The sequence below is a fragment of the Morococcus cerebrosus genome, assembly GCF_022749515.1.
Lineage (GTDB): Bacteria > Pseudomonadota > Gammaproteobacteria > Burkholderiales > Neisseriaceae > Neisseria > Neisseria cerebrosa.
The window spans coordinates 2,477,432-2,489,769 of the sequence record NZ_CP094242.1; the positions used below are offsets into that span (position 1 = coordinate 2,477,432).

Genomic DNA, 12,338 nt, shown 5'->3' on the forward strand with positions numbered 1-12,338 from the left:
AACAATCAAAAGGTCCTTGGATTCGGATTTCAAGTGCAACACTAGGGTACCAGTGGTTGGAACAGATTTAAGAATAAAACACTTGGCGTTTCGTAGCCAAGTGTTTTTCTCGGCCGGTGGTTCAACTCATCTTGAACCCTGCGTATCTCCCGATCGCTGATGTTTCGGAAATCGGTTTGTTTGGGGAAATATTGCCGGATGAGTCCATTGGTGTTCTCATTCAGCCCTTTCTCCCAAGAATGGTAAGGGCGGCAAAAATAGGTTTTCGCCTTCAAGGCTTTGGCTATTTTGGTGTGTTGGTAGAACTCTTTGCCGTTATCCATGGTGATGGTGTGGACTCTGGCTTTATATGCCTTTAATACCCTAATGGCCGCCCGGGCAGTGTCTTCGGCTTTTAAGTTCTTTAATTTGCAGATGATGGTGTAGCGGGTAGTGCGTTCGACCAAGGTCAATAACGCGCTTTTCTGATTTTTGCCGACGATGGTGTCGGCCTCCCAATCGCCGATGCGGGTTTTCCGGTCGACGATAGCAGGTCGGTTCTCTATGCCGACGCGGTCGGGCACTTTGCCTCTGGTCCATGTGCTGCCGTAGCGTTTGCGGTAGGGTTTGCTGCATATTCTGAGGTGTTGCCACAAAGTGCCGCCGTTGCTTTTGTCTTGGCGGAGGTAGCGGTAAATAGTGCTGTGATGGAGTGTGATCCCGTGGTGTTTATGCAGGTAGGCACATACTTGTTCGGGACTGAGTTTGCGGCGGATAAGGGTGTCGATGTGTTGAACCAGCTGCGAATCGAGCTTATAGGGTTTTCGCCGGTGCTGTTTGGTCAGCCGGCTTTGCTTCTGTGCTTTTTCGGCGCTGTATTGCTGTCCTTGGATGCAGTGCCGCTTGATTTCGCGGCTGATGGTGCTTTTGTGGCGGTTGAGCTGTTTGGCGATTTCGGCGATGGTGCAGTGGCGGGACAGGTATTGGATATGGTATCGTTCGTCTTGGGTCAGTTGTGTGTAGCTCATGGCAATCTTTCTTGCAGGAAAGGCCGTATGCTACCGCATACTGGCCTTTTTCTGTTATGGAAAGTTGCACTTCAAATGCGAATCCGCCGTCGTCTGAAAAACCTTGTTTCTGGTTTTCAGACGACCTTTCGTTTATCTGCCGATTAATATTACGCGACCTGCGGGATGGCTTCAATGTCGTGCAGGCTGCGGTAGCAGGGATCGAGCTGTTTGGCGATGAGGGTAAGCTGCCGGTGGAGGATATGGCTTTGGCGCGCGTCGCCGGCTTCTGCTTGCAGGGCTTCCAAGTCGGTTCGGATTTGGGAGAGGGTCGTCTGAAAATCTTGTTCGCTTGTTTGCGGGAGGCGTTCGAGCAGGTCGGCGATGCGGTAGCCGCTTTGGTAGAACTTGCGGACGAAGTCGGGGCTGCACGCGCCGTCCATTTCGCTGCGGTATGCGCCGAGTGCGGAGATGTAGCCGGTCAGGGCGTAGCTGGTTTTGAGGAGGGTGAAGCCGCTTTGCAGGTTGTTGCCGTATTTTTTGGGTTCGCTGCTCATGTCGGAGAGGGTGCTGCTGAGGGTGGCGGTGCGCTCGTGGGCTTGGCGGCGGACGGTGCGGTATTCGACGTCGTCGGCGATGCCGTATTGGAGCTGGTCGAGGATTTTTCTGAGGTAGGCGCCGTTACCGCCGACGGCTTGGGCGGCGGTTTTTTCGAGGGTGAGGTAACGCCAATCCGGCCAGAGGTAGGTGACGGCTGCCCACGCGAGGACGGAGCCGACGATGGTGTCGATGATGCGGACGGGCATGGCGGCATAGACGTCCAGCCCGGCGAGGGAGAAGCTGGTGAGGGCTTGGATGGTGATGAAGAAGGTGGAGAAGCTGTATTTGTAGCTTCGGGTCATGAAAAACAGGGTGGTGCTGGCGATGACGATCCAGAGTTTGGTTTCGACGGAGGGGGTGAAATAAGGCACGAGTGAGCCGACGATGACGCCGAGGATGGTGCCGGCGATGCGTTGGTACACGCGGCTTTTGGTGGCGGTGTAGTTGGGTTGGCAGACAAAGACGGCGGTCAGGAGTATCCAGTAGCCGAGGTTGAGATGGAGGATTTCGACGATGATGCAGGAGGCGGCAACGAGGATGGAGAGGCGCGTGGCGTGACGGAAAACGCCCGATTCGAAGTTGAGCTGGCTGCGGACGGTCTGCCAGACGTTTTTCAGGCTGCTGTTTTCGAGGGCGGCGATGCGGGTGTCGCTGCTGTTTTCGTTTTCGGCGGGCGAATCGCTGTGTTGGAGTTGGCGCAGTTGGTGGTCGACGCTGCCGAGGTTGTCGAGCAGGCGGCGGATGTGGTGGATGTTGCGGCTTTCGGGGTGGTCGTCGGTGTAGTGGGCGAGGGATTGGCGGCAGCCTTCCATCGCGCGTCCTAGGCGTTTGCTGTATGTGTAGTCTTTGCCGTTCCTCAGGGCGGCGGCAACATTGCGGCACGCCTGCCCCTGCATTTCGAGCAGGCGGCGGATGCGGAAGATGAGGTCGGTGTTTTTGAGGGTGTCGGTCAGCTCGGTGTAGTCGGCGTGGGCGGAGCTGACGCGTTCGTGTATGTCTTGGGCGGTGAAGTAGTAGCGCAGCATTTTGGCGGTGCGCGGGTGGCGGTGTTTGCCGCGCAGGCGGTAAAACAGGGCGGCGCGGCATTGGTTGAAGGCGCTAATGACGCCGGTGTTGCTCATGGCGAGGTCGATTTGGCGGTTGCCGAGCCAGGCGGCTTCGTCGGGATCGAAAAAGTCGGCTTTGGCGTCAAAATATCCGCCGAGCGCTTCGTAGGCGTTGGCGACGCTTTCTTGGACGGGGCGGTGCGGGAGGATGATTTGGAAAACGAGTGTGCAGGTGCTGTATAACACGGTCCCGAGCAGAATCATGACGGGATTGGTCAGCCAGAAGGTTTCGGGGGTGTAGGTGAGCGTGGTGTAGGTGGCGACGGCAAGTGCGCCGAACGCGAAGGTGCGGTATTTCAGCCCGACCGCGCCCAAAATGGTAAAGCCGAACGTCATCAGGGTCATGGCGAGGATGAAGGGCAGGCCGGTGCCGAGCGTGCTTTGGGCGACGAGCGACGAGAGGGTGAACAGGGCGACGGTGATGATGATGTTTTTCAGACGACCTGTCAGGCGGTTGTCCAAATCGACGAGGCCGCCCGCGATGATGCCGAGCACGAAAGGCATGGCGAGCTTGGGCGTGCCAAACCGCCAGACGAGGGTTGCGGCGATAAAGACGCTGGCGAAGACGGGCAGCGAGGTGATGATGAGGGGTTTGAGCGGCGGGAGTTTCATCGTATTGGGCGCAGCTTTAAATGGGAATGGTTTGATTATAGTGGCTTAACTTTAAACCAGTACGGCGTTGCCTCGCCTTGCCGTACTATCTGTACTGTCTGCGGCTTCGTCGCCTTGTCCTGATTTAAATTTAATCCACTATATCACTATATTATGAATGAAATGAAACGGTATTCTAACAGGATTTTGGAGCGGGACGGGGGCTATGGGGTCGTCTGAAAGCGCAAACTGTCGCCATTTTCAGACGACCCCTTTGCGCGAAAATCCGCAGCCTAGCCCCGTCAAATATGCGATAATACCGCCACCTCAAACCGATTTCAGACGACCCATGCGCCTTAACGCCCGCCCCGCCCGTTTTGCCCGTACCGCACGCCGCGGCGCGTCCGTCGTTGTTTCGTAAAACCCCGCCTTAGCGGGGTTTTTGCCGAATTGAAGAAAGGAAGCCGAATGCCCAACCCGCTTTACCGACAACACGTCATCTCCATTTCCGACCTGACGACCGAACAGCTCGAGCTGCTCCTGCAAACCGCCCTCAAGCTCAAAGCCGACCCGCGCGACGACCTGCTCGAAGGCAAACTCATCGGCTCATGCTTTTTCGAACCCTCCACCCGCACGCGCCTGTCGTTTGAAACCGCCGTGCAACGCTTGGGCGGCAAAGTCATCGGCTTTTCCGACGGCGCCAACACCAGCGCGAAAAAAGGCGAAACCCTCGCCGACACCGCCCGCATCATCTCCAGCTACACCGACGCCATCATCCAACGCCACCCCAAAGACGGCGCCGCGCGCGTGTCCGCCGAGTTTTCCAAAGTCCCCGTCATCAACGCCGGCGACGGCACCAACCAACACCCCAGCCAAACCCTGCTCGACCTCGTGACCATCTACGAAACCCAAGGTCGTCTGAACAAGCTCAAAATCGCCATGGCGGGCGACCTCAAATACGGCCGCACCGTCCACTCCCTCTGCCAAGCCCTCAAACGCTGGGACTGCGAATTCGCTTTCGTCTCCCCGCCCAGCCTTGCCATGCCCGAATACATCACCGAAGAACTCGAAGCCGCAGGCTGCCGTTACCAAATCCTGCCCGACCTCGAAGCCGCCGTCGAATGGGCGGACATCCTATACATGACCCGCGTCCAGCGCGAACGCTTCGACGAACAAGAGTTCGCCAAAATCCAAGGTAAATTCAACCTCAACGCCGCCATGCTTGCCAACGCCCGCCCCAACCTGCGCGTGTTGCACCCCCTGCCGCGCGTTGACGAAATCCACCCCGACGTCGATGCCACGCCGCACGCCTACTATTTCGAGCAGGCGACCAACGGCGTTTACGCCCGCATGGCGATTTTATCGCTGGTGTTGAACGAAGAAGTATAAGGAGCAAATATGGAAACCCCCAAACTCAGCGTCGAAGCCATCGAAAAAGGTACCGTCATCGACCACATCCCCGCAGGCAAAGGCCTGATTATCCTGCGCCAATTCAAACTGCTGCATTACGGCAGCGCCGTCACCGTCGGCTTCAACCTGCCCAGCAAAACCCAAGGCAGCAAAGACATTATCAAAATCACCGGCGTCTGGCTGGACGACAACGCCGCCAACCGCCTCGCCCTCTTCGCCCCCGAAGCCGTCGTCAACACCATCGACCACTTCAAAGTCATCAACAAACGCCGGCTCACCCTGCCCGACGAAATCGCCGAAGTGTTCCGCTGCCCGAACACCAACTGCGCCAGCCACGGCGAACCGGTGAAAAGCCGCTTCTACGTTCGCAAACAAAGCGGTCAGACCAAACTCAAATGCCACTACTGCGAAAAAACCTTCAGCCGCGATTCTGTGACGGAGGCTTAGTTTTAGTTATAAAGCTGAACCGGCATAAATGCGAAAGGTCGTCTGAAAACTTGAAATCAGGTTTTCAGACGACCTCTTTACATTTGGGAAGTGTTGTCGGTTTCACAACAAACGATAATTCAAAGGCATGAAAGAGAAATGACTTCCCTGCAACAATCGAATAGGATTAAAGCCGTGCAAAGAATCGAAAAGATTAGGCAAAAACGGTAAGGTGGTATAGAATCGAGCACCTATACTAATCGGATAGAGGCGTTTGTTTCAGACGACCTCTTTATTATTTGAATGTAGGTTTTAAGAAAATGACGAACTCACCTATTAAACAAACCGTAATCTTACTCAGCGCAGTCTTCTTCTCCGGCGCAGTCCACGCTTCGGGCTACCACTTCGGTACGCAGTCAGTCAATGCGCAAGGCACCGCCAACTCTTCCGGCGCGGAAGCCGCCGACGCATCGACCATCTTCTACAACCCTGCCGGCCTGTCCAAACTTGACAGCAGCCAAGTTTCCGTCAACGCCAACATCGTCCTGCCCAGCATCCGCTACGAAGCCGATTCCGCACAATACTATCAAGGCGGCGATGTTTCCGGCTCGAAAAGCGGCAAAATCACCAAAACCACCGTCGTTCCGCACCTCTACGGCGCATACAAAGTCAATGACGACGTAACTTTGGGCTTGGGCGTTTACGTCCCTTTCGGCTCTGTCACCGAATACGAAAAAGATTCCGTGCTGCGCCACAACATCAACAAACTCGGCCTTACCAGCATCGACATCGAGCCGGTCGTCGCTTGGAAAGCCAATGAAAATCATGCTTTCGGTGCCGGCCTGATCGCCCAATATTCCAAAGCCGAATTGCGCAAATATTCCGACTGGGATGCCTCCGGCGCTATTAGCCAACTCGCCAGCGGCCTTGCTTCACGCGCCGCCGGCCGCCCTGTATCCGTCAGCGCGCAAGGCAAATCTGACGGACACGCCGAAGTTAAAGGCCACGACTGGGGCTTCGGCTATCAACTTGCCTGGATGTGGGACATCAATGACCGCGCACGGGTCGGCGTGAACTACCGCTCCAAAGTATCACACACCCTCAAAGGCTCGGCAGAATGGGAAGCCGACGGCGCATACGCCCGTCGCGCTTGGGATTTGGGCGCGCTTGCCGCCCGCGGTTACGTTCCGCGTGAAAAAGCAAGCGTCAAAATCGTCACGCCCGAATCCTTGTCCGTTCACGGCATGTACAAAGCCACCGACAAATTCAACCTGTTCAGCGATGTAACTTGGACGCGCCACAGCCGCTTCAACAAAGCGGAACTGGTTTTTGAAAACACCAAAAACGTCGTCAACGGCAAATCCGACCGCACCGTCATCACGCCCAACTGGCGCAACACTTACAAAGTCGCGCTCGGCGGTTCTTACCAAGTGACCGACCCGCTGCAACTGCGCGCAGGCATCGCCTTTGACCGCTCGCCCGTCAAAAACGCCGGCTACCGCATGAACAGCCTGCCCGACGGCAACCGCATCTGGTTCTCGCTCGGCGCGAAATACCATATCGGCAAAAACCACGTCCTCGATGCCGCTTACAGCCACATCCACATCAACGACACCCGCTACCACACTGACCGCGCCACCGGCAACGATGTGGACAGCAAAGGCGCATCCGGCGCGCGTTTCAAAAACCACGCCGACATCGTTGGATTGCAATACACTTACAAATTCAAGTAAACCGTTTTGCGCCGACATCAAAAGGTCGTCTGAAAACCAATATCCAGGTTTTCAGACGACCTTTTTTAATATACGGATTCAAAGAAATGCTTGGTCAACGGCGGACATAGTGGACAAAGGCGTATCCGATACCTTTCGCGCTTATGTGTGTTTCACGCAACTGCTCTTTCCATTCATCCGATGAAAATTCAGGGAAAAAAGCGTCTCCGGATACATCGAGCGACACCTCGGTCAGGCGCAAATCGGTTGCATACGGTAGGGCTTGGGCGTAAATCTGTGCGCCGCCCATGATAATGATTTCTTCGGCATCCGCACACAATGCCAATGCTTCTTCCAGTCCGGGGACGGTTTCCGCCCCTTCGGCAAGATAATCCGACTGACGGGTAATAACGATATTGTAGCGGCCGGGTAAGGGTTTCTTAGGAAGGGATTCCCATGTTTTACGCCCCATGACGACCGGTTTGCCCGTGGTATAGGTTTTGAAGAAGGCAAAGTCTTCGGGCAGATGCCAAGGCATGGTATTGTTGATGCCGATACAACGGTGGGCGGCATAAGCGGCAATCAGAGTGATTTTTTGCATGAGCATCCTTGTTTGAGGCTGAAAGCCAGTATTGTAAACGATATGGCGTATGGAGCGGTTTTCTTCCTGGCATCCTAAAATATGACTTGAGGTAATAATCATATAGACAATAATAAATATACCGTTTATCATTTTAGAATGCCGTTTGTCTTGCGGCCAAATTATATAAGTAAGCAGATTTTCATTGTCGGATATTCAAGGGAGACAGTATGCCGGGTTCTTATGCTTTGTACCGCTGTGCGGTTTTATCGACATCCAGCGGTTCCATTGACAGTATGGCCGGACGCGACAGCACCATACATATTCTGCATTTAAACATTTCGTTTAATCATCAATGGCATGCAGACGGTTCAGATGTGAACAACAAAGAATATTGCGAATGGCGCACCAATCATCTGGATGACCCGATCAGCACGCTGCCACCTTGCGAAGACGAATTGTTCAAAACATTCAATTATCTGGTGGAGCAGGGCTATCACGAAGCCATCGTTACGACGTTGAGTCACAAATTGAGCGACTCGGCGGATGTTATCCGCAAAATGGCGGCGCAGTTTCCACAATTGAAAATCCATGTTATCGACACAGGTACCTGCTGTATGCCGGAAGGCTTTTTCGCCATGGAGGCGGAACGGCTGCTTCGGGCAGGCCTGCCTCCCCAAACGGTCGTCTCACACTTGGAAAGCCTCAAGCCTTATTGCCACATCGTATTCGGACTTTCTTCGCTCAAGTCCCTTTCTTTGGGCGGCACGCTTTCCCGCGTCGGCGCGTCTTTCGGCGATTGGATCGGATTGCGTAACGTCCTGCACTTTTCGCAAGACAATTTGGAACGCTTGGAAACCGTTACCGACGATGTCAAAATGTTTGATTCCATTATTGCCAATACCGTCAGCCTGATGAACGACAAGCCGAAAGACCAATTTATCCTCGGCGGCCTATACAGCGGCGACGAAGAACGCTACCGGCTTTTTGCCGAACGTTTTTTTGAAAAAACCGGAAGGCGGCTCGGGCAGGGCGTACCCGTATCACCCGTTGTCGCTGCGCACGTCGGTATCTGCGGCGTCGGCGTGGGAATGGTGGAACGCATTGCAGCCCCTGTCTGAAAATTTCAAAGCAAAGCCATATCTTAAAGACTATGGGCATTGCTTGTTTGAATTGACGGCCTGATGATTAAATAGATGTCGGTTGGAGATGATCTGAATATTCAGTGTAAGCTTTGCCGAAGGCCTGCCATGCCGACAAGAATTGGGTTTTATGCGCATTTATTTCGCAGGGAAACCCCATGTGTTGCGGTCGGTTATGCCATGACTTTGTGTCGGGGGCTAATTTGACGGATAGGAAACAAAAAGGTCGTCTGAAAACTGAAATCTCTGGTTTTCAGACGACCTTTTTGTATTTTAGGTTTTACACGCCTTGTTTCAGGCTGGCTTCGATGAAGCCGTCCAAATCGCCGTCCAATACGGCTTTGGTGTTGCCGACTTCGTAGCCTGTGCGCAAGTCTTTGATGCGCGATGAGTCCAAGACGTATGAGCGGATTTGGCTGCCCCAACCCACATCGGACTTGCCTTCTTCCAACGCCTGTTTCTCTTCGTTGCGTTTGCGCATTTCCAATTCATACAGTTTGGATTTCAACATTTCCATCGCAGCGGCTTTGTTGGCGTGTTGCGAACGGTCGTTTTGACACTGCACCACAATACCCGTCGGCTCGTGGGTAATGCGCACGGCAGAGTCGGTTTTGTTGATGTGCTGACCGCCCGCGCCCGATGCGCGATAAGTGTCGATACGCAAATCGGCGGGGTTGATTTCGATTTCGATGGAATCGTCGATTTCGGGGTATACGAACACGGATGAGAAAGACGTATGGCGTTTGTTGTTCGAGTCAAACGGCGAGTAGCGCACCAGGCGGTGAACGCCGGTTTCCGTGCGCAGCAAGCCGTAGGCGTATTCGCCTTCCACGCGGATGGTGGCGCGGTTGATGCCCGCGATTTCGCCGTCGTCTTCTTCGAGGATTTCGATTTTGAAGCCTTTGCGCTCGGCGTAGCGGCTGTACATGCGGAACAGCATGCCCGCCCAGTCTTCCGCTTCCGTACCGCCCGCGCCTGCGGTGATGTCGATAAAGCAGTTGTTCGGGTCGGCGGGTTGGTTGAACATCCGTTTGAACTCTAAATCCGCCATCTGTTTTTCCAGTCCCGCCACGTCTTCTTGCACGGCGGCGAAACCTTCTTCGTCGTTTTCTTCGACGGCCATTTCAATCAGCATTCGGTTGTCTTCGATGCCCGACGCGATGTTGTCGAGCGTCAACACGATGCCTTCGAGGATTTTGCGCTCTTTGCCGATTTCTTGGGCGCGTTTGGGGTCGTTCCACAGCTCAGGGTCTTCGGAAAGGCCGATGACTTCTTCCAATCGGTCCTTCTTGCCCTGATAGTCCATATAGACGCGGATGTCTTCGCTGCGCTTTTCCAAATCGTTCAGGGTGTTGTTGAGCTGGTTGATTACTTCGGCTTCCATGATTCTTGTGTGCTTTCAAAATTTTAGGGGCGTATTGTAAGGGATTTGCGGGCTTTTTTCTATGATAAAGGTCGTCTGAAAACCTGAATCTCAAGTTTTCAGACGACCTTTTAATTTCATTGCCGATTGTTAATTTAAGCAATACTTATCCCGCGCGATTGGGATTGCGCCAATTGCCTTTGTCGCGTTTCATATTCAAACTGTTGTTCCGTTTGCTTACTTTGAGCCACGCTGTCGGCTACCGGGGTTTGTGCCGCTTTGTGTGGATCCACGATGGCAACATCTAATTTCAGTGTATCATGGATAATGTGAAGTTTGCCGTCCATCCTACCGATAACGTCGGCATCGGTCATTTTCGCTTTTTGCATGGCGACGGTAATGAAGGCGGCGGTGTTGGCGAATTCCGTAGGGGATTGGTGGATATTTTCCCTTTGGTTGAGTTCGGTAAGCAGGATTCTGGCTTTTTCGTGCAGGCGTTGTACGTCGGAAGAGAAAGACAGTTGTGTGTGTCGATACGGCTCATCCCTTTCGTTCCAAGACATCATATTCGGATCTTTTTTGATAAGGTCACGGGTTTTTGGGTACATTTCGTTGGCATTCTGCTCAATGTCTCGCAAACGCCCCAGCAGGCTTTTATCATATAAGGCTGGTGATTTTTTCAGCTTGTCGATTAACCCTCTGCTTTGAAGAAGCAGAGGAATGCCTGTTTCTTCTATCAGAGTATCGGATATTTTTCGGTTCGATTTCTCCGACTGGAGTTTTTTGAAGTCCTTATCCGTAATATTGACAAACGGCAGTTTGTCGGTATCGGTATAGACGAGCGGGACCGACCTGCCTATCCTTTTCGGATCCAATACGGAATTGAACACAGAGTTTGCCGTATCTACCATCCATTTTTGCATCCTATCCGAAACATCTTGAGAAGATGAACCGCCGATGAAATCGAAGTTGTCGTTTTTAGGCGTGATTCTGAGGTTGCGAATTTCTCGGCTGCCGTCGGGTCGGACGAAGAATTGAAGTTTTCTAAGATCATCAGGTGTAACAACTACTTGTGTTGAACCGAAGATAAAAGCACGTTCGACGTAGTCTGAAGATGAAGTGTCGATTCCGTATTGAGAAACAGCGACAGTAAAACCTTTTCCTGGAGTCGTACTGTAGAAACCATTTTTCCAACTGTTAAATCTCTCTACCCCATAGATTTTATTGCCAATCTCATCGAAAGAATAAGGTGTATTTCTTGCAGGTAAATTCGAGGTTTTAAAAAAATTCTCAAACATCTTGAAATCTGCTGCCGTGGCATATCTGCCTGCACCATTTTTCATATAGTCGGTTGCGTCAATTTTTACTGGTGTACGATTAGCTGATGTTATCGATATTCCCATATCTTCTCTTTTGGGTGGTATCGGGCTGTTCCACAAATATTGGGATAAAATTCTATCTACTGTAACATCGGATACAGCTAAAGATTTTTGGTTATCTGACATGATAATGTTGCTCCTCGTTAAGAAGATAAGTTATTTGGCATAAAAAGGTTGCCACAAAACATCTCCGCAATTGTTCATGAATAATATTTCTGTAGCGTATTGTTGATACGTTCTCTCTTTATTTACATTCCATCTATGCAGGCCAGGATCTACACCAGTAAATTTAAAATAAAAATTACCTACTCCGTAATTTTGAATATTGATATTTTGGGGTATGTCATTTCCTGGAAAAATTGCTGCTCCTTCCAAATAGGTAATTAAAGCATCTTTTTTAATTATTGGTTCAGCTTCTTTTTTACTTAAAACTGTACAGCAATCAGAACCATACACATCGGCACCGTTCTTACTGGGACCTCTAAGAATCAAAGTAAAACCTTTATTGTCATATTGTTCCAAATAGTTTCTCAAATCATTTTCCTGTCTGATTTCCTTTTTGGGATATTTTGCCAGCAATGCCCCATCCATCGGGTCTTTCTCCGCCAAAAACATCCTATCCCATTGCTCGTTAGTGTAATCCTGCGGGACAAACCAGACGCTACAGGCTTTTTCGTGACGTACGCAGTCTGCTCCCGTAGAATAATCCCGTCCGCCCTGATTGGTGGTCATGTTGGCCTTATAGGCTTCTGTTTCTCCCAATAATCTACCTGCAAAACTGACCATTGCTTTCCTGTGTAATTCCTCAGGGGTGTAAAACTTCCTGTCCCGCCAGCAATAGCCTGCTCTGAGCTTTTCCCTGTATTCCTGTTCCGAAACTCCGTCAGGTTTGGGGTCTTTGGCAATCAGTTCTTTCCAGTATTGGTATTTGTCGGGTGCGGTATATTCATATATACCGAAGCCTGCTGCCGCCAATGCAGCGATTGCCAGTAGGTATTTGTAGATTTTATTCACTTGCTTGCCTTTAATTAATAATCAAGGTC

Annotated in this window: 11 protein-coding genes; 5 read left to right on the forward strand and 6 right to left on the reverse strand. The window is 52.1% G+C overall.

What is annotated here, in order from left to right:
- Positions 1–41: 41 nt before the first annotated feature.
- Together MON37_RS11720 and yccS are read right to left on the reverse strand one after the other, a co-directional pair.
- A complete protein-coding gene (locus tag MON37_RS11720) occupies positions 42–1,007 on the reverse strand; it encodes an IS30 family transposase (protein ID WP_242883537.1) in 966 nt (321 codons plus the stop codon).
- Between the two features lie 149 nt (positions 1,008–1,156).
- Positions 1,157–3,304, reverse strand: a complete 2,148-nt coding sequence (gene yccS / locus MON37_RS11725; protein ID WP_039407084.1) for a YccS family putative transporter — start codon at positions 3,302–3,304, stop codon at positions 1,157–1,159.
- A gap of 205 nt (positions 3,305–3,509) precedes the next feature.
- On the opposite strand from yccS, the gene MON37_RS11730 reads away from it, so the two are divergent.
- The 4 genes from MON37_RS11730 (at position 3,510) to MON37_RS11745 (ending at position 6,852) form a co-directional block, all read left to right on the forward strand.
- Positions 3,510–3,704 (forward strand): hypothetical protein, encoded by a 195-nt coding sequence (locus tag MON37_RS11730; protein WP_156122124.1) that lies wholly within the window; start codon positions 3,510–3,512, stop codon positions 3,702–3,704.
- A gap of 47 nt (positions 3,705–3,751) precedes the next feature.
- Entirely contained in the window at positions 3,752–4,672 is a 921-nt protein-coding gene (gene pyrB, locus MON37_RS11735; RefSeq protein WP_003758865.1) for an aspartate carbamoyltransferase, read from the forward strand.
- A 9-nt stretch (positions 4,673–4,681) separates the two neighbouring features.
- A complete protein-coding gene (gene pyrI, locus MON37_RS11740) occupies positions 4,682–5,140 on the forward strand; it encodes an aspartate carbamoyltransferase regulatory subunit (RefSeq protein ID WP_039407081.1) in 459 nt (152 codons plus the stop codon).
- Between the two features lie 299 nt (positions 5,141–5,439).
- Positions 5,440–6,852, forward strand: coding sequence for an OmpP1/FadL family transporter (locus MON37_RS11745; RefSeq protein ID WP_039407078.1), 1,413 nt, complete (start codon positions 5,440–5,442; stop codon positions 6,850–6,852).
- Between the two features lie 94 nt (positions 6,853–6,946).
- Here MON37_RS11745 and MON37_RS11750 read toward each other — a convergent pair whose 3' ends face one another.
- Positions 6,947–7,432: a dihydrofolate reductase gene (locus tag MON37_RS11750; protein WP_039407075.1), complete on the reverse strand. Its 486-nt coding sequence runs from the start codon at positions 7,430–7,432 to the stop codon at positions 6,947–6,949.
- A gap of 209 nt (positions 7,433–7,641) precedes the next feature.
- Between MON37_RS11750 and MON37_RS11755 the strand changes: the two genes are divergently transcribed.
- Positions 7,642–8,532, forward strand: a complete 891-nt coding sequence (locus tag MON37_RS11755) for a DegV family protein (RefSeq protein WP_039407072.1) — start codon at positions 7,642–7,644, stop codon at positions 8,530–8,532.
- Between the two features lie 301 nt (positions 8,533–8,833).
- Here MON37_RS11755 and prfB read toward each other — a convergent pair whose 3' ends face one another.
- The 3 genes from prfB to MON37_RS11770 form a co-directional block, all read right to left on the reverse strand.
- On the reverse strand, positions 8,834–9,937 hold the full coding sequence (prfB, locus tag MON37_RS11760; protein WP_039407069.1) for a peptide chain release factor 2: 1,104 nt from the start codon (positions 9,935–9,937) through the stop codon (positions 8,834–8,836).
- A 134-nt stretch (positions 9,938–10,071) separates the two neighbouring features.
- Positions 10,072–11,421, reverse strand: coding sequence for a calcium-binding protein (locus tag MON37_RS11765; protein ID WP_242883689.1), 1,350 nt, complete (start codon positions 11,419–11,421; stop codon positions 10,072–10,074).
- Positions 11,422–11,451: 30 nt separating this feature from the next.
- Positions 11,452–12,309, reverse strand: a complete 858-nt coding sequence (locus tag MON37_RS11770; RefSeq protein WP_039407067.1) for a hypothetical protein — start codon at positions 12,307–12,309, stop codon at positions 11,452–11,454.
- Between the last annotated feature and the right edge of the window lie 29 nt (positions 12,310–12,338).

What these genes read in the sequence shown, in the direction of transcription:
- pyrB (WP_003758865.1), top strand. Translation starts at nt 3,752, where the DNA reads ATGCCCAACCCGCTTTACCGACAACACGTCATCTCCATTTCCGACCTG.
- MON37_RS11755 (WP_039407072.1), top strand. Translation starts at nt 7,642, where the DNA reads ATGCCGGGTTCTTATGCTTTGTACCGCTGTGCGGTTTTATCGACATCC.
- MON37_RS11720 (WP_242883537.1), bottom strand. Translation starts at nt 1,007, where the DNA reads ATGAGCTACACACAACTGACCCAAGACGAACGATACCATATCCAATAC.
- yccS (WP_039407084.1), bottom strand. Translation starts at nt 3,304, where the DNA reads ATGAAACTCCCGCCGCTCAAACCCCTCATCATCACCTCGCTGCCCGTC.
- MON37_RS11750 (WP_039407075.1), bottom strand. Translation starts at nt 7,432, where the DNA reads ATGCAAAAAATCACTCTGATTGCCGCTTATGCCGCCCACCGTTGTATC.
- prfB (WP_039407069.1), bottom strand. Translation starts at nt 9,937, where the DNA reads ATGGAAGCCGAAGTAATCAACCAGCTCAACAACACCCTGAACGATTTG.
- pyrI (WP_039407081.1), top strand. Translation starts at nt 4,682, where the DNA reads ATGGAAACCCCCAAACTCAGCGTCGAAGCCATCGAAAAAGGTACCGTC.
- MON37_RS11745 (WP_039407078.1), top strand. Translation starts at nt 5,440, where the DNA reads ATGACGAACTCACCTATTAAACAAACCGTAATCTTACTCAGCGCAGTC.
- MON37_RS11730 (WP_156122124.1), top strand. Translation starts at nt 3,510, where the DNA reads ATGGGGTCGTCTGAAAGCGCAAACTGTCGCCATTTTCAGACGACCCCT.
- MON37_RS11765 (WP_242883689.1), bottom strand. Translation starts at nt 11,421, where the DNA reads ATGTCAGATAACCAAAAATCTTTAGCTGTATCCGATGTTACAGTAGAT.